This window comes from Rufibacter soli (genome assembly GCF_054781795.1).
The window spans coordinates 239512-262591 of the sequence record NZ_BAAGTS010000005.1 but is presented as its reverse complement, the minus strand read 5'-3'; the positions used below and the strand labels follow the sequence as shown (position 1 = coordinate 262591).

The window sequence follows — 23080 nt, the reverse complement described above, 5'->3', positions numbered from 1 at the left end:
CCATACAAATCCTTTTTATTACCCCTATGAACAAAACAATATCTGCTCTTCTCCTCAGCGCCGCCCTTATGACAGCTTGTAAAACCAGTGCGCCTACCACCCAGGAAAAGCCGCCCCTGCCCACCTTTGACCTGGAAGGCCACCGTGGCGCCCGCGGCCTGATGCCCGAGAACACCATTCCGGCCATGCGCAAAGCCATAGACCTGGGCATGACCACCCTGGAGATGGATGCCCACATTACGCGGGACAACCAAGTGATTATTGCCCATGATGATTACTTCAACCCGCTGTTCGCGCTGACCCCAGACGGCAAGGAGATACCCAAGGAAGACGCCAAGAAATACGCGCTCTACCAGATGGACTATGCCCAGATCAAGACCTTTGACGTGGGCTCCAGGTTCTACGGCAACTTCCCGAAGCAGCAGAAAATGAAGGCCCACGTGCCGTTGCTGGTAGATTTGATTGACTCAGTGCAGGCGTATCTGAAAGCCAACAACAAGCCCCAGGTGTTTTACAACATTGAGACCAAGTCAAAACTGGCCGGCGACCACAAGTTGCACCCAGACCCCGAGAATTTTGTGAAGCTGCTGATGGGCGTGATTGAGCAAAAGAAGATAACGCCTTGGGTGATTATTCAGTCATTTGACCCGCGCACGCTGCAGGTTATGCGCCAGAAATATCCAGAGGTAAGAACCTCTTTGCTGGTGGAAAACAAAAAGACGCTGGAAGAGAACCTGAAAACCCTGGGCTACACCCCTACCATCTACAGCCCCAACTACAAGCTGGTGACGGCAGAGTTGGTGAAGAAATGCCATGACTTGGGTATAAAAGTGATTCCCTGGACGGTGAATACCCCTGAGGAAATTACCCAAATGAAAGCCCTGGGCGTAGATGGCATCATTTCTGATTACCCTAACCTGCTGTCCGCACGGCAGCAATAATTTTTGATTTTATTTTTCTGGTTTCCTTTAAAACCCTTTTATGAACACTCATTCAGCTTTACGTCCCCTCTTTCTGTTTTTGTTCCTGCTGACCGGCACGGTGGCCTCTGCCCAGACGGAGACTCTGGAAAAAACCGCTAAGTATGACAGCACCTACCGTCCGGCCGCCTATGATTTAAAGGTAGAGCAGTTCAAGGCTTTCCCTAACTCTACCAAAGACATCATCTTCCTGGGCAACAGCCTTACCGCCAACACCGACTGGACCGAGCTCCTGCAGTTACCAACTGCCAAAAACCGCGGCATCTCGGGTGACATCACCTATGGCGTGCTGGAACGCCTGGACGAAGTAATTGAAGGCAAGCCCGCCAAAGTCTTTATCCTGATTGGCATCAATGATATTTCGCGTAACGTGCCAGATGCCTTGATCCTGAAGAACTACCAGAAGATGGTTTCCCGCATTAAAGCCGGCTCGCCTAAGACCCAGATTTACCTGCAGACCCTGCTGCCTGTGAACAACACCTTTGACAAGTTTAAGAATCACTACAACAAAGACCAGCACATTGCCTTCGTGAACAAAGGTTTGAAGGAACTGGCTGCCAAAGAGAAAGTAACCCTCATTGACCTGCACCCCCATTTCCTGGATGGTGACAAACGCCTGAAGAAAGAACTCACCCATGACGGCCTCCACCTAACCATGGCCGGTTACAACAAATGGGCCGAGGTTTTAACCAAAGGCGGTTATTTGAAATAAGGTACTTTTGGTAGAAATCAAAAATGCGTTTCGGGGCCGTTTTTGGAAAAACAGCCCCGAAACGCATTTTTGCTATTGGGGAGATTAAAGGAAGTTCTACTCTTTCTTTCCACAAAAAAAGGTCGCCCTTGAAGGAGCGGCCTTTTTGATTATAGCAAGGAAACTTACGCGTTGGTAGTCTCGCCTTTCAATACTTTTACCATGGTCTCGCCAATTTCAGCGGGAGAGTCTACCACGTGGATGCCGTTCTCACGCATGATGCGCATTTTAGCGGCTGCGGTATCATCGGCACCGCCAATGATAGCACCGGCGTGGCCCATTCTACGTCCTGCTGGAGCGGTTTGGCCGGCAATGAAACCAACTACTGGCTTTTTGTTACCGGTGGCCCGGATGTACTCTGCGGCCATGGCCTCATAGTTACCGCCAATCTCACCAATCATCACAATCGCATCGGTCTCTGGGTCTTCCATTAACAGCTGCACGGCGTTCTTAGTAGGCGTTCCGATGATAGGGTCACCACCAATCCCGATAGCGGTAGAAACACCTAAACCGGCTTTCACAATCTGGTCGGCGGCCTCATAGGTCAAGGTACCAGACTTAGACACAATACCAATTCTACCTGGCTTGAACACGAAACCGGGCATAATGCCTACTTTGGCTTCGCCTGGGGTGATCACACCTGGGCAGTTTGGCCCGATCAAGGTCACGTTTTTGCTTTTCAGGTAGTTTTTAGCGGCTACCATGTCTTTTACCGGAATACCTTCCGTGATACACACAATCACGGCAATACCGGCATCAGCGGCTTCCATGATGGCGTCTGCGGCAAAGGCCGGCGGCACGAAAATGATAGATACATTGGCACCCGTCTGCTTTACGGCATCGGCTACGGTGTTAAAAACCGGACGGTCTAAGTGGGTAGAACCCCCTTTTCCCGGCGTTACGCCACCTACCACGTTGGTACCGTACTCAATCATCTGCTGTGCGTGGAAAGAACCTTCTGAGCCGGTGAAGCCCTGCACAATCACCTTGGAATCTTTATTTACTAAAACACTCATGTGTAGTGGATTATGTGAGATGTACGCTCTAATTTGGAAACTGTACGCAAAAATAGGCTTTTTTGCTGCGCATCCAAACTAAGAAGGGCCAATAAAGCAGACCGGCCGGGCAGGTTCTGTTTTAGGGATGTTTTGGTAAAAACGGGCTGGAAAGGGGTGCTCTGCAAAAGTAGTCATCCCCTTACCCCCTTCAAAGGGGGACGAAATGCGTGTTCCCCTGTGTAAACACCCCTCTACGCTCCCCTCAAGGGGGCGTCTGTGTTGTAGTAAGCGGTTATTGTGTTTTGAGGCTATTTTCCAGGAAACGTGCCTCAAACGCAGCCATAGTGCTGTTCGGGATTTGCAATCCCGAACTTTTGAAAAGCGGATTTGCAATCCGCCTGCCGGTCTTGCATCTGGACCCGTCTTGGCAATGCGTGGGAAGGGGATTGCAAATCCCCCTTTCGGTACTTCCGGATTGCAAATCCGGAAGAGCCTGTGCTTAGTAAAAGCTATTGCGTTTTGAGGCTGTTTTCCGGAAAACGTGCCCAAAACACCGTCACCCAATTCCCACGCATTCCCTCAATTCCAGTCTTTACCTCGAGCGCCTCGCTTGTGTCCATAGGCAGACCTCAGCTAAGAGCAGACAGCAAAGCGGCCGCAAGGGCAGTGCGAGGGGGAAAGACGGGGCCCCGCGGCCGTGAGCGCTCGGAGGGAACAAATGAAACAACCCAGCGTTAGGGCTCAGGCAAGAACTGATACCACGCAAGCCAAAGACGGAAATGCGTGCACAAAACTCAGGCACTAGCGGCCACGCTAGCCAAAGAAAAAAAGAAAGCAAGAATTCAGGCAACCGCCGCTAATCCCTCCCTTTCCCTTTCAAACACCGTAAACAATTGACCCCGGCTTCGGTTTACCTGAACAAACAATTTTATGCTATGAAAATAGGATACCCTTGCGTGAATGAGTCTATGGATTGCAGCACCTCTACTACCTTCCGGCTGGCGTCTTACAGTGAAGCCCGGCTCATAGAAAACGTGGAGAAAAACCTGGCCTGCCTGAGGCGCATTCTGGAGTATAACCTGGAGCATGGGTTCCTGTTCTTTAGGATGAGTTCGGGGCTGGTGCCCTTTGCCAGCCATGCGGTGTGCACCTACAACTGGCAGCAGCATTTCCAGATGACGTTCAAACGCCTGGGCGATTTCATCAAGAAGCATGACATGCGCATCTCCATGCACCCAGACCAGTTTGTGGTGCTCAACTCACCAGATGAGCGGATTGTGCGCAACAGTATTGCCGAGTTGGTGTACCAGGGCAGCGTGATGGACATGATGGGGCTGGACTCCACGGCCAAGTTGCAGATTCATGCCGGTGGGGTGTACGGTGATAAACCGGCGGCGCTCAAGCGGTTCATCCATACCTATAACACCATGCTCCCGGAAGAAGTAAAGGCCCGGCTGGTGGTAGAGAACGATGACCGCTTGTACAGCCTTCGGGACTGCCTGGAACTGCACGGCGAAACAGGTATTCCTATCCTGTTTGACAACTTCCACCATGAGTGCCTGAACAACGGGGAACCTATGGCCGAGGCCCTGCAACTGGCCGCCGGCACCTGGCACCCAGAAACAGACGGCGTGCTTATGATGGACTACAGTTCGCAGGCCCACGGGGAGCGCAAGGGCAAACACACCACGTCCATGGAGACCGATCTGTTCCGGGAATTCCTGACCCACTTGAACGGGCTGGACGTAGATATTATGCTGGAGATCAAAGACAAGGAAGCCAGCTGCCTTAGGGCGCGCCAGGTGTTGGAGGAACTGGCGTTGGTGTAAGGCTGTTTTAGGCCTGTTTTTCAAAAATCGGCCTTAAAACGAGATATGCCGTACAACTAAGCGCTTTTACCGGGCAGAGAAGTTGGCCTTACGCGGGCTTCTGCCCCAAGCAACTACTTTACCATGGAAATTTTGAACCGTATTCTCCCGTATTGCACCCTGCTGTCAATGGCCGTTCTGCTTACCAATTGCTACTCCTCCTCAGATGCCAGAAATGAACCGGCGGCAGTCATCACCAGGAAGGTGGCGTTGGAAAACATTCCGTCGGCCTCCGGTATTGAGAAGGTAAATGAGCGCTACTTTATCATAGGCGATGACTCACCCTACCTGTTTTGCCTCAATGAGGCTTTTGAGGTCATCCAGAAAGTAGAACTGCTGAAATCTGACGGTACGGTGAACGGCCGCATCCCCAAACCGGTCAAACCCGACCTGGAGGCCATTACCCGGCTGGACCTGGAAGGCGACCCGTACCTGCTCATTATGGGCTCTGGGTCCATGGCCACCCGCAACACGGCCTATCTGGTGCCCGTCACCGCCAAGGGTGTGGGCAAGCCCCAAACCATCTCCCTGAAGGAACTGTACGGCCAGTTAAGCGCAGATAAGGCCATCACGGGTGGGGCCACCCTTAACATTGAAGGCCTGGCGGCCGATGAAGAATACCTCTACCTGTTGCAGCGGTTCGCCCCGGGCGGTCAGAATGTGCTTATTACCTATCCCATCACCTCCATCGCCCCGTTTTTGCTGGGCCGCGGACCGGCACCAAAACCAGCCACTGTGCAGGCCTGGGCTTTACCTGAAATTGCGCAGATAAAAACCGGGTTCTCTGGAGTGGCCCCGGCGCTGGGCGGAAAACTGTTGTTCACGGCCTCAGCCGAGGAGACCCCCAATGCGGTACTGGACGGTGAGGTGTACGGCAGTCTGGTAGGCTGGCTGCGGGCGCACCCTCATGCCTCACCTGAACCGGCCATCCCCGAGGTAGTGGTGCCTATCACAGAGAAAGGCGGCGGTGCCTATAAAAGCAAAATTGAGTCTATCTGTATCACTAGCCAAAAGCGCCACAGTCTGGAAGCCGTGGCCGTGGCCGACAATGACGATGGCTTCTCTGAGTTGATTGTGCTGAAGTTCAACTGGTAGCCACATCCCTTACCGGAAAAAAATAAGGCCCGCGGAGAGATTTCTCCGCGGGCCTTTCTGCTACTCATTGAGGGATAATTATTTCAGGCGCACGCGCATCTTCTTCCAATACACGGTGGTGGGGGTTTTCACTTCAACCAGGTAGGTTCCGGTTTTCAAGGGGCCTATGTTCACCGGAGGGGCTAAGGTATGGTCACCTGCCGGGATGGGTTTCGTGTACAGGACCTTCCCAGCGTAGTTGGTCAGTTCCAGCACCCCGTCTTCGGTCATGTCCTGCTGGAAGGAAAGCAGGAAAATATCTTTCTTCTTATCCTCCGGGAACAGGTCTATGCCAGAAAGGGTCTCGCGCCGAATAGGAGCCACAGCCGTTTTAGTGGTAGTATCTTTTTTCGCCTGGCTAACCGTGGTGGTTTTGCTTAAGGCAATGGAATTCTTTTTTGCTTGTGCCTGGGCCAAGACCGGGCCGCCCGCCATGGCTAAAAACCCCGCCAACAACACGGCACCAACTGCGTTCATGTTCATTTCCATACACGATATCATTAGAGGTTGAATCTGGACCGCAAGCGCGGCCAAATCCTCTAATACATATACCGTTCCAAAAATGAAGTATCGCTGAAAAATTTAATCCGTTAAGATTCTTTTTGCCTCTGGCAGCACGCGCTGGGCCCATTGGCGGTGCATAAGGCTGGAGTAGTGCAGCCCATCTGGGGCCAGCAAAGAGGGGTTTTGGGAGACCATCAAAGACAGGTCATAGATGTCTATCACCTTAATGCCGGCCGTGGTAGCCTCTGTCTTGATGACCTCATTGAACTTTTGCACCTGGGCCGAGATGTAGGCCCGGTCATAGCTTGCTCCAAAAGGCGTAGCGCCCCAATCTGGGATGGTGAGTACCACCACGTTTTTGGGGTCTTTCTGGGCCAATTGCGTACTAAGGGCCAACAGTTCCTTGAACTGTGTCCTGAATTCCTCCAGACTGCGGCCCTGGTACTGGTTGTTCACGCCTATCATCAAAGACACCAGGCCATAGCCCCCGGACAGGTTCTGGGCTTTAACTTGTTGCAAGAGGTTGGCGGTGGTCCAGCCGGTCTGGGCAATAATGCGGGGCTCGCCTACCCTAATGCCTTCCGGCGACAACAGGTTGGCCAGGTGCATAGGCCAGCGCTCCTCAGGGGCCACGCTTTGCCCAATGGTGTAAGAATCACCCAAGGCCAGGTAGGTGGAAACACTGCCAGAACCAGCAGTCGGCTGAGGCGCTAGGTTTCCCGCATCCTCGTCACTGGTAGAATCACAGGCCCCCAAAAATACCATACTCACTAAAAGCAACCACCCGTTGGCTAGAAACCGCATACCGTTCACGTAAAGAGACCACGGGAAGAACCTCCTTCCCTCTTGGTTACTTACGCAACAGCCCGCTTCTTTGGATTGTTCAATTGCCGACAAAGACGCCCAACTGGTTAAAAACGCAGATCACATGTCTTAACGGAGGGTGTTTCCTGATCAGGCTTTCTCGGTTTCAGGGGTGGTTTCCTGGGAAGAGGCTAAAAACTCGGCGCGGGCCTGTTCCAGGTCCTGCATAAGCCGGTTGCGCTTTTCCAGCAGGCTTTCCAGCACCGTGGTACGGCGGTAGAACAGGGTAAAGAAAATCCAGTGGCGGCGGGCTACCTGAATCCGGTGCCAGTAATGGAGCACAAAGAACCCTGTCACAGGCAACGCCACCAGGTACCCCACCAATCCCCAGCCAGACAGGCCCAGCCACGCCTGGGCGGCCCAGGCAATTAACCCATAGAAAAGGGGAAATGTGAACATGCCCACGGTCATCATGATAGGTGCGTAGAACTCTATGTCTTTGGTAAGGGAACGGGCTATTTTGGCCGGCAGAATGTAAGGCAGGTAATTGTGCACCACCCCAAACAGGTAAAAGGGAAACCCAAGAAAAAGGTACAGAATGGTTTTGACGGTTCCCCAGGCCACGGTGCGTTTAGCAGGGGCGTTCTTGAAGGCTTCGGGCACCAGGCCCACGCTTTCCAGGTGCTGAAAATACTCGGTTAGGTTGGTGCGCAGTTGGTGGACCCGCTCCGGCTGACGGGCCTCAAAATACTTGATACTCTGCAGAATGCCCTTTGAAAGGGTAAAGCGTTCTTTGGTGGCCGAGGCCGGCATATGGAGTTCGCGCACGAGGGTGTCCTGGTAAACGGCCTCTATCTGGCGGGCCAGTTCGTCTTCCTCCTCGGTCTCGGTGTGAATGATCAGAGACTCCAGCCGGTCCTTGAGGTGGTCGGTGAGCGAGTGTGCGGCCTTGAAGGGATCCTGCGCGTACTGTTCCGCGAAGTCTTTCACATAGATAGGTTCCCCCACGTTCACAAACACATCGCTCCGGAACCGGGAAGGGTCTGAGTAGTTGAGGCCCACGGGCACAATGCGCAGGCCCAGTTGGAAATTGTGCTGGGCTTCAGCGCCCAGGCTTATACGCGCGGTACCGGTCTTAAGCGGACGCAGGCGGCGCTGCATAAAACTGTTACCCTCTGGGAACACCATGAGCGTGCCGCCTTTGCCCAGGAACTCATAGCATTTGGCAAAGGTGGCGTCATTTTGCACCGTGCCAGAATCACCTACGTCTTCACGGCGGTACACGGGTATCATGAACAAATGATGGAACAGCCAGCCCTGAATGCCCGGTTTAAAAAAGCTGCTTTTAGCCAGGAAATAGATGTTCTGCTTCATGAGCGAGGCCGTGACCACCGGGTCCATGAGCGTGTTGGGGTGGTTAGACACCACAATCAAGGGCCCTTCTGCGAATAACAGGTGCTTGTTATGCACCGTGAACCGCCTAAAGAATACACGCAACGCTATCCTGAAAAGGGTTTTAAGCAGAAAATACAACATACAGGCTCATTACTTAAAGGGAGGAAGCTACGCATTTTGGGCCTGATTTCAGCAAAACAGGCTTAAAACGTAACTCAGAAATTTACCCGGTTTTTGGTGGGGCCTCGTTGCTGGAAGAGTTTTCGGCCAGGAGGCGCTGGGCAGAGGCCTCTAAAACCCGCATGCCGTTTTGGGCCTGTTTTCTGAAAAACAGGCCCAAAACGGCATGCCATATATAGTAAGGTCCTTTAGGCCGTGCTTACCAGACAGAGGAAGCCCACAGCCAGAGATACTCGGCCAGTTTCCAGAGCCCATACAGCAGCAACCCGAACAGCGCTGCAAAGACCACCAATATCAGGATTATAAAACCTGTCCCCTTGCCCTGGTAACGGCCTTCCTGGTAATGGCGCCGCAACAGCTCTACGTTGCGTTGGTTGGCCTTGTACCCGAAGTCAAACAGCCAGCCCACAATAGGAATACTGCCTATGATGGCATCCAGCACAATGTTCAGCAGCATTCGGACTACCAGGCCGCGGCTGGCCCCATGCTTGGCCATGGTCATGACCAAAACCCCAGACATGGCAAAACCAGCCATATCCCCTACCACCGGCAATAAGCCCATAATAGGGTCCAACCCAAACCGGAACTTGGTACCGGGCAATACGAACTGGTTATCTAGCAGCCTTGAGAAAGATTCTACCCATTTCAGGCGGTCATCTAGGGGGGCATTAGGCGTGGTTTCCATTGTAGAGTTATCTGTTTTCCCCTTCATACGCAGAACCTTCTTCTTTGATTATCTGGGCAAGGGCCCGTCTGCTTGCTTTTACCCCAGAAAGGATGTTTCAGAGGTTAGTGGAGTAGCCCGTGATCCTGGTAGACATTCCTTTTTCTACTCCATCTAGCTACCTGCCGCGGTGGTAACTCCCTCCTTCCTATCCAGGTCTGGTGCGCACCCCCGCTAGGGGCCGATAGGAAGTGCCAGACCTATCGGAAAGGATTTATGGGTTTTAGGAGCATGACTACAGTCTTGGCCTTCTTTTTATCTCTGGAGTCAAGCTGTTCGGGGTTTAACACTGGCCCTTTTGAAAGTACAAGATGAAGAACCAAATGGCTGTTTAAAAAAGCATGACAGTAAGGCTCACAAAAGCGCTAATCAAGGAATTCTTAGCCAAACCAATATTCTCACGTCTCATTTTGACAAAATCATTCTTTTAATACTTCTATTTTATGAATCTGTTATCCTAAAACAATTAACATAACTTAAAAAGATTTTTAACATTTTAATTTTATTTAATATTCTAGGCTTCTATATTTAGACAACAATTAAGGAGCGGAGGTTAAATACCTGTAAAAGAGATGCGGTCCATTGGCCAAACGCATTTGGTCCCGCAGAAAGCTTGCTCCCTTTTTTGCCGCTGAACAGACCCTTACGCCTCCCCACGGTTGCGCAACGCCAAAGCCTGTCACGAAGCTTACATCAGAAACCGTTTACCCGTCTTTATGAAAAACTGTTTACGCCCCTTAGGTTTCACGCTCTTCCTTTGTTCCCTAACCAGCCTGGCGGCCACCGGCCTTCCCCTAGCGGGTTCCTCGCCGGGCAATGGTAAGACCAAAACCTTTCTCTCTCCCTTTTCAGGCCCCGCCGGAAAGCCCGAACTACGGTTTTTACCAGGCACGTTCAACCAAACGCCTCAGCAGTCCATTGAAATCACCGGCAAGGTGACCTCTGCCAGCGGGGAGGCCTTGCCCGGAGTAACGGTGATGGTAAAAGGCACGTCAGTGGCCACTGCCACCAATGAGAACGGGTCTTTCACCTTGCGCATACCGGCCAGAACAGGAACCCTGGTGTTTACCTACATTGGGTATACCCCTCAGGAGGTTCCCATCACGCAGGCTACCGTGTATACAATTAAGATGGTGGAGGACTCCCAGCTCATGCGGGAGATTGAGATCGTGAACATTGGCTACGGCACCGCCCTCAGAAATGAGGTGACCGGCTCTATTGGCTCAGTGAACATGGAAGACATCAACAAAGCCCCTGTGCGATCCCTGGACGAGGCCCTGGCCGGAAGGGTGGCCGGCGTGCAGGTGGTCTCCGCCGATGGTCAGCCCGGTACTCCCGCCACCATCATTATCCGGGGCGCCAGTTCCCTCACCCAGGACAACTCGCCGCTGTACGTGATTGACGGTTTCCCCACCGAAGATGCCCAGGTGTTCAACGCCATTCCGCCGGCAGACATTGAGAGCACCGAGATTCTGCGGGACGTGGCAGCCACGGCTATCTATGGATCACGCGGGGCGAATGGGGTTATCCTGATCACCACCAAAAAAGGCCGCGTGGGCTTGCCTACCGTGAACTACAATGCTTATTACGGCGTGCAAGAAAGCCGCAAGAGAATGGGCGTTCTGAGCCCCTATGACTTTGTAAAACTACAGAACGAACTGGACCCCCAACAGACTACCAACCTCTACTTCAAAGGCAAAGGACCAGACGGAAGAGACCTCACCCTGGAGGATTACCGCAACATACAGCCATTTGACTGGGAAGAAGAAGTAATGCGCACCGCCCCCATGCAAAACCACACCCTGTCATTGAGAGGCGGTACGGATAAGACCCTGTACAATGTCTCGGCCACGTATTTCAATCAGGAGGGTATTCTTATCAATTCGGGTTTTGACCGCTACCAGGGCCGCTTAAGCCTGGACCAGGAAGTATCCAAGAAAATAAAGGTAGGCATCAATACCTCTTACTCGCAGTACAAGTCTTACGGCACGCCGCCCTCTGCAGACGCGGGGTCAGGGCAGGCTAACTTGCTTTACAGTGTGTGGGCGTTCCGGCCGGTGTCTGCCAGCGGACTCAACCTCCTGGAAATGGAAACGGACCCCGAGGTGCAGCAAAACGACAACTACAGCTTTAACCCTATCCTTACCAGCTACAATGAGGTAAGGGACAATAACTTTGAAACCTTGATTGGGAACGCCTACGGCGAATACACCATCCTGAAAGGCCTTAAGTTTAAGTTATCTGGCGGGGTTATCAGGAGCACCCGGGAGTTTGAAGTGTTCAATGGGCCTCAGTCCAGAAGCGCTCAGACCAACAACCGGGTAAACGGCGGCATCACCACCTTTAACTCTACCCAGCTGTCTAACCAGGGCGTGCTCACCTATGACAAGAAATTCACCGGCAACCACTCGGTAACGGTATTGGGGGGATATGAACTCCTGAAAAGCACCGGAAAGGCGTTTGGGGCCAGCGCCATCATCCTGCCAAACGCCAACCTGGGCGTGAGTGGCCTGGATGAAGGCACGGTAAGCTCGCTTACGTCTTCCTCCACAGAATGGACCATGGCTTCGTTCTTTAGCCGGGCGGCCTATACCTTCAAGTCAAAATACGTGGTCAACGCCACGTTCAGGGCAGATGGTTCGTCTAAATTTGCGCCGGGCAGCAAGTGGGGTTACTTCCCCAGCGTTTCAGGTCTTTGGCACCTGGGCAAGGAACCGTTCATGAAACCCATTCCTTTCCTTTCAGGGGCCCGCATCAACGCTGGTTGGGGTCTGAGCGGCAACAACCGGGTAGGTGACTTCCCGTATGCCTCCAAAATCACCCTGCCCCAAGACGCCAGCTATTATTTTGGTAACCAGCCCACCACGGGCAGCTACTCCAGTGACTTGGGCAACTCCTCGCTTAAATGGGAAAACACAGAGAACGTAAACCTGGGGATAGACCTCTCCTTCTTCCAGGAAAGAGCCTCAGTGAAAGTGGAAGTGTACCGTAAATCTACGCGTGACCTGTTGCTTAATGCCTACTTGCCTACTTCTACCGGGTATTCCCGCGCCACCAAGAACATTGGCAGAACCAGAAACGACGGTTTGGAAGTAACCCTGGATCTGGACCCCATAAGAGGGAAAGAGTTTAGATGGAACACCAACTTCAATATCTCCTTCAACAGAAACAAGGTAATGGGCCTTTCGCAGAACGAGGAGAGAATCCTGACCCCAATTCCGTTTGACTACGCCTGGATCTCTATTCCGGCCTACATTGCCAAGCTTAATGAGCCCGTGGCCCAATTCTATGGCCTTATCTGGGACGGCGTGTACACCTATGAAGATTTTGACTCGGCGCCCGGCGGCGGTTATTCCTTAAAAGAGACGGTACCCAGCAACGGGGCGGCCAGAAACAACATCAGGCCCGGTGATATCAAATACCGCGACATCAACGGAGACGGCAGCATCAATGACTTTGACAAAACTGTGATTGGTAACCCGGTTCCCCTGCACATTGGCGGCTTCACCAACAACTTCCAGTACAAAGGTTTTGACCTGAACGTGGTGTTCCAGTGGTCGTACGGCAATGATATCCTCAACGCCAACAGAATCTACCTGGAGGCCGGCTCCCGGTACGGGGTGAACCAGTTTGCCACCTTCGCGGATCGCTGGACCGAGGAAAACCCAGATTCCAACATCCCGCGGGCCCGCGGCCAGATTGGCCTTACCACTTATTCCTCCAGGGTTATTGAAGACGGTTCGTTCCTGCGCCTGAAAACCGTGCGTCTGGCCTACACCATTCCTTCAGCGTTTACAGAGCGGGTAAAAATCAAGAACCTGCAGGTGTATGTGGCAGCCCAGAACCTGTACACCTGGACCAACTACTCTGGCTATGACCCAGAGGTGAACGTAAGGCCCAGCGCCCTTACCCCAGGCTTTGACTACTCTGCCTACCCCAGGGCCAGAACCACCACCATGGGTTTAAACGTGACTTTTTAAGTAAGACAGCATCATGAGAAAATTTGTATATACCGCCCTCCTGGCCCTCTCAGCAGGCGTCATGTCCTGTGATGATTTCCTGGACACTACCCCCACAGACTTTGTAAGCCCGGCCAACTACTTCAAAACCGAGAGTGATATCAACACCGCCCTTACCGGGGTTTATGATATTCTGGGCAAAGCCTACAGCCGCACCATCTGGTTTGAGCTGGACGTAGCTGATCAGTTTTTTGACTTCCGGTCTTACGCCAACATAGACCTGTCTTTCCACAACTTTGATGCCTCAGACCCCAAGCTGTCAGCGTTATGGTCTAACCTGTACCAGGGCATTGACCGCGCCAACGTGGTGCTGGCCAACATAGACAAAGCCGACATGGACCCTGCTAAAAAAGAGGTAGCCCGGGGCGAAGCCAAATTCCTGCGCGCATACTACTACTTCCTGCTGGTGAACTACTGGGGTGATGTGCCCCTGCGCCTGGAGCCCACCAAGTCTGTAAATGACGTGAACGTGCCCAGAACGCCGGCCGCGCAGATTTACTCGTTTCTGGTAAAGGAAATGGAAGAGGCAGAGGCGCTGGTCAACCCTATTTCGGCGTACGCCTACAATAGCCGGGTAACCAAATCTACCGTGCAAGGCATTCTGGCCCGGGTCTACCTGAAAATGGCCGGTGCCCCCCTCAATGACAAGAGCAAATACGCAGACGCCCTCAAATGGGCCTTGAAAGTAAAAGCAAGTGGTTTCCATTCGCTCAACCCCAGCTACGCGCAGATCTTCATCAACCATTCCAAAGACATCTATGACAAACAGGAATCTATCTGGGAGGTGGAATTCAACAAGGCAGGCAACTTAACTTTTGAGGAAGGTAACCTGGGGGCCACCAACGGTATCTCCAGCACCAGCCTGGACATAGGCTACAGCTATGCCGTGGTGAACGTACTGGAAAAGCAGTTCAGCCTGTACCAACCGGCTGTGCTGCGTGACAGCCTCAGTACCACTGGCGCTCCGGTGGGCACGCTCAAAATCTCTACCTCGCCAGATACCCGCCGCGACTGGAACATCTCCCCGTGGTACTATCAAACCACCGCACCCGGCGGTAAGCGCTCCTATACTTCCACCCAGATTTACAACCGTAAGAATGCCAAATGGCGCCGGGAATATGAAGTGGCGCTGCCGAAGGCCCAAAACACCACTCCCGCCAACTTCCCGGTGCTGCGCTATGCAGATGTGCTGCTCATGATTGCCGAGGCGGAGAATGAACTGAACGGCCCTGCCAGCGCCTTTGAACCCCTCAACCAGGTACGGCGCCGGGCCTTTGGCAAACTGCTTCCGGGCGCCACCAACCCCAGTGAATATGACGTGACCGGCCTGGATAAAGATGACTTCAGGATTGCCGTGCAGGAGGAGCGAAGCCGCGAACTTTTCTCTGAAGGCCTGCGGAAGTTTGACCTGATCCGGTGGGGCGAATACCTGGTGGTGATGAATGACTTGAAAAGCCGCATCACTCAAACCGCGCCCGCAGACTATGCCTACGCCGCCAAGGCCGCCCTCAATACCACGGAACGCCACCTGTTGCTGCCTATTCCGCTGGCAGAGACTACCTTGAACAGCGCCATCACCAGAAACAACCCGGGTTGGTAATTCTATTAAGATCTAGAATATGAAATCAAAATATCTTCTCCCGCTGCTCTTGTCTGGCTTTTTGTTTTCCTGCCTGGATGACAATGTAGAGGCCCCCGCCTTTCACGTGACGACAGACAAGCCCACCTACGCCGTAGGCGACTCTGTTGCGTTCCAGTTAGACGGCAATCCAGATGTGATCACCTTTTACTCGGGCCAAACCGGAAAGGAATACCAGAACCGCGAGCGCACCGAACTCATTGGTGGCAAACTGGAACTGGAATTTGAAAGCCAGGTGCTCTACGGCAGCCAGACCAACAACCTCCGGCTCATGGCCTCCACTGACTTCTCAGGCATTTACACCCCGGAAGAGGTTTCCAAAGCCACCTGGCAGGACATCAGCAGCCGCTTTACCTTTGCCACCGCCGCAGCCGGCGCGCTGGGTACCCGCACCAAATCTGGCAAGGTGGACGTCACGGGCCTGTTGGCGCCGGGCAAGCCTATCTTCTTCGCCTTCCGGTACGTGGGCGAAAAGCCGCCGGGCACCACCCCTACGCAAAGAACCTGGCGCCTGTACACGTTTGACCTGTCCAACTCCTTCCCGAATGGTACCAGCTCCAGCGTCGCCAACCTGGTGTCTACCGGCTGGACCAGCGTGGACTTCACCAACCCGGCCAGCAAATGGGTCTACACCTCCACGCTGGTGTACTTCAACCCGGCTTCCACCCTGGAGGCCTCAGAGGAATGGGCTATCTCCAAGGCCTTGAACCCTAACAAGGTTAGCCCAGACCGGGGAACGCCTATCAAGGAATACTCCCTGAGCAAGCCTTCCTTTAAATATGCCTACACCACCCCCGGCGAATATACCGCCACCTTTGTGGCTTCCAACGCCACCATCTCCGGCCAGAAAACCGTGGTAAAAGAGGTAAAAGTGGTAGTGACCGGCAGATAGAAAACTACTCCACCACACGGTAAAAGCCCGGGTATCCTATTTACAGGATGGCCGGGCTTTTTTTGTCATGGCCCATATAAGCTTGGGCTGAAACTCTTTGCCACCCATCGGGTGCGGAGCTTCACCTCCCGCGCATCTGTGCCAGCTCTTTTTCTTCATCCAAGGGAGCTACAGTTTTAAGCCCGTTTTCGGGAAATCCGGCCCAAACCAGGTTTATCACAAGACACCGCGCAGGCCCCGGACTAGCCACTCGTTGAACCTGGAAAGAGAGGACAATAAAAGCCTCCCCTGAAAGTCGGGCGTTTTAAGCCTGTTTTCCGGAAAACGGGCCTAAAACAGACGGCCGCCGGCCCTGGCAATTTACCAGGACCGGCGGCCGTCTCCTTTCAGCTATAAAGGTTTACTTCTTGCCTACAATGTCAATCTTCTCGCCGCCCCGTTTGGCGTTGGCCGTGGCAGTGACCACAATGTGTTGGGCGTTGTCGCAGCGCATGTCGGTGAAGCGGCCGGGGTGCATGGGCACTTGCAGGTCGCCGCGGTGCAGGGTGGTGTAGAGCCACTCAGAGCCTTTCACGTGCGCGGTGGTGGGCTGCACGGGCTTGCCTTCGTTGCGTACTTGGTCAATGGCGTTCACGCGCTTAAACTGGCGCGCGGTCTCGGGGGTGAAGCCTTCGGCCTCAAAATCCACCTCGAAGCGTTTCTTGGGGTGTTTTCCGGCATCGGCAATGACCATGCGCAGTTTCTGGGGCGCCACCATTACCACCGACATCTGGATGGTGTCTCCGGGGTACCAGGTATACTGCTCCACGTTGGGCGGGTTGTTCCAGACCTTGGTGCGCCAGAAGGGGCGCCAGGCAATGCGCTGGGCGCTAGTCTTGCCGGTGGATTTGTCCACGGAGAAGGTCCAGGTCATGCCCGCGTCCACCTCATAGTGCCCGCCGGCGTTGCCGCCCATGTAGATGGAGAAGTTGTCCAGGGGAAGGTTGTTTCTGCGGTCATCCAGGCGGTTGGGGTCGGTGGTGGGGTGGCCCAGGACCGCTACGCCGGTAATGCCCGTCCAGGTGTCAAAGCTGCTCACCACCTTGCGGTAATAGGCTCCCGGGAAACAAGGAATAGAGGCGGCCGGCGGCACTTCGCCGGCAATCTTCTGGTCCTTGGCTCCGCCGTTAGACGCCGTGGAGGAAGTGGTGCTTTTGCAGCCCAGGAAAGAGAGCACGGCCAGGCCCAGGGCCGCCGTTTGGAGAGATAGAAAACGCTTACGCATGGTGGTATAAGGATAGATAAATAATTACTGCAGACGGGTTGGCTTCCCGGACCATAGAGCAGGGACGAATTCTTGTTTTGGGCCCGTTTTCCCAATAACAGGCCCAAAACGCAAACCGCTCTATTTCTTCACCCGTTTCTCCACCTCAGTGAGAGGCAGGTTGATTTCGCGGCCCACGGTTTTTCCGTGCCGGTAACTGATGGCCCGGATATGGTGAGCCCCTTTGGGCACGTCCAGCGGTTTGCCCTGGTACTTGGGGTAGAACTTGTCTGGGTTGGAGTCGTCAAAGGTGTAGTACATTTCCACGCCTTTTACCTCAGAGGACAGCACCACTTTCATGACGCCGGCGCTGTCTTTCACCGCTGAGATGATGGGCTCGTAGAAATGGGTGGCGTAGTTCACGTGGGCAGCCTCCAGCCGGGGCAGATGGGCCTCCAGGCGTGGCACGAAGGCGTCCCATTCGCGCTTAGCCTGGGGCGTCCAGAAAACCTCGGCCAATGATAAGCCGCGGGGCCAGGTCATGAACTGGAGTTTGCGCTCATGGGCCACCTGCTCGGTCCAGAGGCTGCCCTGCCCGCCCAGCACGTTGGCCGGGTTGGCCTCGGCGGGCAGCGGGTCAAAATTGTAGGTGGCCGAAAGGCGGGTCACGGTGAAAGGGCCGTTCTCTAGGAAAGGGTCGCCCTGGTAAAAATCCAGGTAGGTGTTGAAGGCGGGGGTCATGACCACCTTGTGGCCCAGATTGGAGGCGAGAATGCCGCCTTTCATGTCTTTCCAGCTCATCACGGCCAGGTTGGAGGCCAGGCCGCCTTCCAGCTTCTCGTACCAGCCCATCACTTTCTTGCCTTTGCCTTCAATAATGCGGGCCATGCGTTTCAGGAAATAAGTCTGCAGCTCCTCCGCGTTTTTGAGGCCCTCGTCCTGGATGCGCTTCTGGCATTTGGCACAGTTGTCCCAGTAGGTGCGGGTCACCTCGTCGCCGCCCATGTGCAGGTACTCGCCAGGGAAGAGCTGGGCCAGCTCTGTGAACACCTTTTCCAGCTCGGTGAAGGTAGAATCGTTGCCGATGCAGAGCACGTTGGTGCGTTTGGGGTTCCAGGGGTCGCCGGCCAGCACCTGCTGGGGCGTCTGGGTACAGGACAGATGGGGATACGCCGCGATGAGCGCGAGGCTGTGGCCCGGCACGTCCACCTCAGGCACAATGGTCACGAACCGCTCGGCGGCGTAGGCAATGATTTCTTTGATGTCTTCCTGCGAGTAAAAGCCGCCGTCGGTGGCGGCCTCGCCGGGTTCGGGGGCAGGGAAGCCTTTCCAGTAGCCGGTGCGCGGCACCCGCCAGGCGCCAACCTCGGTGAGTTTGGGCAGGCTCTTGATTTCCATGCGCCAACCCTGGTTATCGGTGAGGTGCCAGTGGAAGGTATTGAGTTTGTACCGGGCCATCTGGTCCAGGTAAGATTTGATGACCTCTTTGGGGAAGAAATGGCGGCTGACGTCCACCATGAGGCCCCGCCAGGCAAACCGCGGGTAATCCTCCACGCGTATCGCCGGCACTGCCCAGGCGGTGCCCGGCACTTTCTTCACGCTTTCCGCCGCAGGGGGCAGCAGTTGCATGAATGTCTGGATGGCGTAGAACCACCCGGCGGGGGCGTTGGCGGTGATGAGCACCTGCTGCGGGCTCACCTCCAGGGTGTACCCTTCCTGGCCCAACCGGGCCACGGGCCTAGCGTTCAAAGCCAGACGGATGGCCCCGGCGTTGCCCTTGGTTTTCACCACCGGCACGGGGTAGCCGGTAGGCACCCGCAGGCGCTGGGCCAGCAGCCGGGCCACGCCTATATGGGCGGCATCCCGGGCGGCCACCTCCACCACGGTCTTGGAAGTAACCCTGAAAGTGCCCGTTTTGGCCTGCCAGGACACGGGCTCCGGGATAAGCGCAATACGCGGCCTGGCTTTCTCCTGGGCCGCCAGCGGCAGCCAGAGCACCAACCAAAAACAGACTACAAACAAGGACCTTTTCATACGCAGGGGGAGTAACCAGGCCTTCTAAAGAGACCCGACAGAGAGGGAAGGACGGCGGAAAATATAAGATAAGCGGCCGCTCCGTTTCGGGGCCGTTTTCAGAAAAACGGCCCCGAAACGGGAAACAGCCCACCAAATGTTCTTATTTGACCAGTTGCACGGCCGGGGTCCGCTTGCCTTTAGCCACCTTCACCAGCGTGAAGGCCAGCAGCGCCAGCGCCACCGAGAACCCAACGGCGTAGGCCACTTCAACGGGCAGTTGGAACCCTTCGGGGGCCACCAGGATGTAGGAGGTAGCCACGGCGGTCATGAACACGGCCGGCACCAGCGTCACCCAATATTGCTTTTTCTCCTGAATGAGGTAGGCCGTCACCACCCACAGCACCACCGTGGCCAGGGACTGGTTCGTCCAGGCGAAATAGCGCCACACCACCCCAAAATCAATTAAGGTAAGGGCGTAGCCGGCGGCAAATAATGGGACGCTGATGAGGATGCGGTTCTTGAAAGGCCCCTGGTCAGACTTCATGAAATCAGCGATGATGAGGCGGGCGCTCCTAAAGGCGGTGTCACCCGAGGTGATGGGCGCCGCCACCACGCCTAGCAAAGCCAGCACGCCGCCTACTTCGCCCAGCAGGGAATTGGAAATCTTGCTTACCACCCAGGCCGCGTTGCCGTTCTGCAGCGCCATGGTCTCGTTGAGTTCGCGCACGCCGCCAAAGAAACTCATGCTAATGGCCGCCCAGATAAGAGCCACCACGCCTTCGGTAATCATGGCGCCGTAGAAGATGCTTCGGCCCTGCCGTTCATTGGTCATGCACCTCGCCATCAACGGCGATTGCGAGGCATGAAACCCCGAGATGGCCCCGCAGGCCACCGTCACAAACAGCATGGGGAACAGTGGGAATTTCTCTGGGCTGCTGTGCTGGTTGTAGAGGCTGTCAAACGTGACTTCCGGCACGTGCAAGCCGTCCTGGAACATGATAAAGGAAATACCCACCGCCATGAACAGCATGGCCACCCCAAACAAAGGGTAGAGCCGCCCGATAATCTGGTCAATGGGCAAAATGGTGGACAGGAAATAGTAGATGAAGATAACCCAGACCCACATGGTTACCCCGCCGCCGGCGCCGTTGAAAATATCATCCAGGATTTTGGCCGGGCCCATGATGAACACCGCGCCCAGCATAACCATAAGGATGATGGTGAATACCCGCATGAACTGCTTCATGCCGTTGCCCAGGTAGCGGCCCGTGGTCTCGGTGATGCTCTCGCCCCCGTGCCGCAAAGACAGCATGCCCGAGAAATAGTCATGCACGCCGCCGGCGAAGATAGAGCCCAGCACAATCCAGACGAACGCGGAAGGTCCCCACATGGCCCCGGCCACCGCCCCAAAGATGGGCCCCAGGCCGGCGATGTTAAGGAACTGGATGAGGAAGATTTTCCACTGCGGCAGGGCCACATAGTCTACCCCGTCTTCCATGGTGATGGCGGGCGTAGGCCGGTCTGGGTCCATGCCGAAGATACGCTCCACTACTCTGGAGTACAGCCAGTACCCCACAAGAAGGGCCAGCACAGCTACGAAAAACGAAATCATACAGGTTGTTGGTTAGGTTTGGGAGTAAGGGGCGCGGCAGGGTGGCTGTTTTGGGCCTGTTTTGGCCAAAACGGCCTTAAAACGGAAAGCAGGAAAAAGAAACACCGGCGGCCGCCCCGCAGAAAGGGAACGGGCGCCGGCGTCCTGGCCTACCGGGAAGATAGGGTAATTTCGGGGGTTACGCCAACCGGGGCGTTCTCCAGCGTTTTGTAGACTTGGTAGAGGCCGCGCGGAATATGGAAACAGCCTTTCCACTTGCCGCCTTTTAAAGGAAGCAGCACCTCGTTGCGGCGGTTCAGGTACCCGAACCACTCGCCGTATTGCTCATCCCGGAAACTGTTCCAGGTGTAGTCATGCAGTTTGTCAAACCAGTTTTTGCAGCGCTCATCGCCGGTGGCGGCGTAGGCCTTGGCCATGCACACCAGGGCCTCCACGTGCGGCCACCAAAGCTTCTGGTCCCACTCCAGCTGCTGCAGCGGGTGGCCTTTGATGTCCTTGAAGTAGAACAGGCCACCAAACTCCTGGTCCCAGCCGTAGTCCAGGGCGTTGAGGGCAATCTCAATGGTCTTGTTCACCAGGGCCTTATCACCTTGGCGCAGGGCCAGGTCCATGATAAACCACATGGCCTCAATGATGTGGCCGGGGTTGATGACGCGGCCCTCGTAGCAGTCGGCGAAGGAGCCGTCCTGGTAGACATTCTCCAGGATAAGGCCGCTCTCCTCATGGTAGAACACGTTCATCACCTCATGGATGATTTCCTGGCTCAGCGACTCAATCAGGCTCTTGTCCAGCAGGTGCTCCATCTCCAGGGAGAGGTTGCTCAGAATCATGGGCAGGGAGAAGTTGCGCAGGTTGCGGGTGCCGGGGTAGGCCTTGCTGTACTTGCCCTTGGGGTTCTCGCGGCGGTCCAGAATGTTCTGGAAGGTCTTACGCGCGATATCGGCGTACTCGTCCTCGGGCTTTACCTTGTAGAGGGCGCCAAAGCCCATGGCCGCAAAGCAGTCTGAGAAAATGTTATAGGGTTGCACCAGCGGCTGGCCGCTCTGGGTGAGGGAGAAATAGAAGTTGCCCTCGGTGTCACGGCCGTGTTTCTTGAGGAAATCGGCGCCGTGCACGGCCATGTCCAGCCACTCGGGCCGCTGCTCCACTTTGTCATAGAGCATGGAGAACATCCAGGTCTCGCGGCCTTGCAGCCAGATGAATTTATCTGTGTCGTATACTTTCCCGAATTGGTCTAAACAAGTAAAAAAACCGCCGTGTTTCTCATCCTTAGAATGTTTCATCCAGAAAGGGATAACGTTCTCCAACAGCTCCTGCTTGTACAGCGTAGAATAGTGATTCATATAATATTTGATTAGCGTAAACTCTGTAAGTACTCTTTGTATCTGTTATAAAGGTGGCCCGCCTGCAGGTACGCGCTCTGCGGACTCATGAAATGGGAAAACTCAAAGGTGATGGCCTTGTCATAGCCGGCCTTGCGGGCGGCCTCCAGCTTGAGGCGAAGTTTCTCAAACTTGATGGGCAGGAACTTGATGGGCATGTCGCGGTCAAAGCTCTCGGCGTTGGTCCAGCACTGCAGCCCGAAGGTGTCGGCCATTTTCTTGTTGATGGCGAAGAAATCCTCCAGCTCATGGTAGTCAATGTGCCCATCCTGGAAAGCCACCGCGTCTACCGAGCCCTGCAGGCCCGAGAAAATCTCGCTCCACTCCTCCTCGTGCTGGCGCAGAGACACCGCGTCTTCTTTTGACAGCTGGGACGTGGCCGCCATCACCGCTTTCTTGCCGTCAATCCAGGGCGAGATGAAGGTGGGCAGGCCGCCGCTCACGTCTTTGCACTGCTGGCCCAGGGTCCTAAACGCCTCGGTGGCGCCCTTGGTCTTGCGGCTGATTTCCATGCTCAGATACCAGCCCCCGAAGCTCTTGAAGTGGCCGTACTGTTTCCAGACCTCGTCAATTACGTAGCGGTTGGCGTCAATCTCAGACTGCAGGTTGCCCGTGTCCCAGTAATGCCCGCTGTCATACAGCCCGAAGTAGAATTTCATGCCGTGCTTCTCGGCGAGCTCCAAAAACATCTGCACCTGGTCCACGGGCGGCGCGTAGCACCCGAAGTTCTGCTGCAGGTACTGCGACGGATAGGTGATGAATCGGCGGTAGCCGCTTCTTATCATAATGACCGTGTCAATGCCCACGGCTTTCATATAGGCAAAATCGCGGTCCCACTCCTCCCGGCCCCAGTTCTGGTGCGGAATGTCATGGGAGATTTCGTCTATAAAGGTTCCTGTTATTTTCATTTTATCTCTTCAATGGGGGGGTGATGCGGGT

17 protein-coding genes are annotated in these 23080 nt (G+C 54.8%); 7 read left to right on the top strand and 10 right to left on the bottom strand.

The features are described 5' to 3' along the window. Positions 1-26 precede the first annotated feature (26 nt). Together ACYVJQ_RS15675 and ACYVJQ_RS15670 are read left to right on the top strand one after the other, a co-directional pair. Positions 27-941, top strand: coding sequence for a glycerophosphodiester phosphodiesterase (locus ACYVJQ_RS15675; RefSeq protein ID WP_460894055.1), 915 nt, complete (start codon positions 27-29; stop codon positions 939-941). 40 nt (positions 942-981) lie between these two features. Beyond that, on the top strand, positions 982-1692 hold the full coding sequence (locus tag ACYVJQ_RS15670) for a GDSL-type esterase/lipase family protein (RefSeq protein WP_460894054.1): 711 nt from the start codon (positions 982-984) through the stop codon (positions 1690-1692). A gap of 164 nt (positions 1693-1856) precedes the next feature. Here the strand turns inward: ACYVJQ_RS15670 and sucD are convergent, their stop codons facing one another. Continuing rightward, positions 1857-2747, bottom strand: a complete 891-nt coding sequence (gene sucD / locus ACYVJQ_RS15665; protein WP_460894053.1) for a succinate--CoA ligase subunit alpha — start codon at positions 2745-2747, stop codon at positions 1857-1859. 917 nt (positions 2748-3664) lie between these two features. Here sucD and uvsE point away from each other — a divergent pair. Continuing rightward, positions 3665-4558, top strand: a complete 894-nt coding sequence (gene uvsE, locus ACYVJQ_RS15660) for a UV DNA damage repair endonuclease UvsE (RefSeq protein ID WP_460894052.1) — start codon at positions 3665-3667, stop codon at positions 4556-4558. Positions 4559-4681: 123 nt separating this feature from the next. Beyond that, on the top strand, positions 4682-5692 hold the full coding sequence (locus ACYVJQ_RS15655; protein ID WP_460894051.1) for a DUF6929 family protein: 1011 nt from the start codon (positions 4682-4684) through the stop codon (positions 5690-5692). Positions 5693-5770: 78 nt separating this feature from the next. On the opposite strand, the gene ACYVJQ_RS15650 is transcribed toward ACYVJQ_RS15655, so the two are convergent. From ACYVJQ_RS15650 to ACYVJQ_RS15635, 4 genes are all read right to left on the bottom strand, one after another. Next, on the bottom strand, positions 5771-6208 hold the full coding sequence (locus ACYVJQ_RS15650; RefSeq protein ID WP_460894050.1) for a hypothetical protein: 438 nt from the start codon (positions 6206-6208) through the stop codon (positions 5771-5773). 105 nt (positions 6209-6313) lie between these two features. Next, positions 6314-7039, bottom strand: a complete 726-nt coding sequence (locus tag ACYVJQ_RS15645) for an SGNH/GDSL hydrolase family protein (protein WP_460894049.1) — start codon at positions 7037-7039, stop codon at positions 6314-6316. 150 nt (positions 7040-7189) lie between these two features. After that, positions 7190-8575, bottom strand: a complete 1386-nt coding sequence (locus ACYVJQ_RS15640; RefSeq protein ID WP_460894048.1) for a lysophospholipid acyltransferase family protein — start codon at positions 8573-8575, stop codon at positions 7190-7192. Between the two features lie 238 nt (positions 8576-8813). Continuing rightward, entirely contained in the window at positions 8814-9299 is a 486-nt protein-coding gene (locus ACYVJQ_RS15635) for a DUF4112 domain-containing protein (protein WP_460894047.1), read from the bottom strand. A 755-nt stretch (positions 9300-10054) separates the two neighbouring features. Here ACYVJQ_RS15635 and ACYVJQ_RS15630 point away from each other — a divergent pair. Genes ACYVJQ_RS15630 through ACYVJQ_RS15620 form a run of 3 tightly spaced genes read left to right on the top strand, consistent with a single transcriptional unit; the run spans position 10055 to position 15888 of the window. Further along, entirely contained in the window at positions 10055-13318 is a 3264-nt protein-coding gene (locus tag ACYVJQ_RS15630) for a SusC/RagA family TonB-linked outer membrane protein (protein WP_460894046.1), read from the top strand. Between the two features lie 13 nt (positions 13319-13331). Beyond that, positions 13332-14957, top strand: coding sequence for a RagB/SusD family nutrient uptake outer membrane protein (locus tag ACYVJQ_RS15625; protein ID WP_460894045.1), 1626 nt, complete (start codon positions 13332-13334; stop codon positions 14955-14957). 19 nt (positions 14958-14976) lie between these two features. Next, complete coding sequence (locus ACYVJQ_RS15620; protein WP_460894044.1) at positions 14977-15888, top strand: DUF5017 domain-containing protein; 912 nt, start codon at positions 14977-14979, stop codon at positions 15886-15888. Between the two features lie 400 nt (positions 15889-16288). On the opposite strand, the gene ACYVJQ_RS15615 is transcribed toward ACYVJQ_RS15620, so the two are convergent. From ACYVJQ_RS15615 to ACYVJQ_RS15595, 5 genes are all read right to left on the bottom strand, one after another. Next, the gene (locus ACYVJQ_RS15615) at positions 16289-17152 is read right to left on the bottom strand and encodes a hypothetical protein (RefSeq protein WP_460894043.1); all 864 of its coding nucleotides are present in this window, start codon (positions 17150-17152) and stop codon (positions 16289-16291) included. A gap of 120 nt (positions 17153-17272) precedes the next feature. Next, complete coding sequence (locus tag ACYVJQ_RS15610) at positions 17273-19165, bottom strand: beta-N-acetylhexosaminidase (RefSeq protein WP_460894042.1); 1893 nt, start codon at positions 19163-19165, stop codon at positions 17273-17275. 142 nt (positions 19166-19307) lie between these two features. Continuing rightward, entirely contained in the window at positions 19308-20759 is a 1452-nt protein-coding gene (locus ACYVJQ_RS15605) for a carbon starvation CstA family protein (RefSeq protein ID WP_460894041.1), read from the bottom strand. 149 nt (positions 20760-20908) lie between these two features. After that, positions 20909-22102 (bottom strand): n-acyl-d-glucosamine 2-epimerase, encoded by a 1194-nt coding sequence (locus ACYVJQ_RS15600; protein WP_460894040.1) that lies wholly within the window; start codon positions 22100-22102, stop codon positions 20909-20911. Positions 22103-22113: 11 nt separating this feature from the next. Then, positions 22114-23049: a DUF4434 domain-containing protein gene (locus ACYVJQ_RS15595; protein WP_460894039.1), complete on the bottom strand. Its 936-nt coding sequence runs from the start codon at positions 23047-23049 to the stop codon at positions 22114-22116. Positions 23050-23080: the final 31 nt, after the last annotated feature.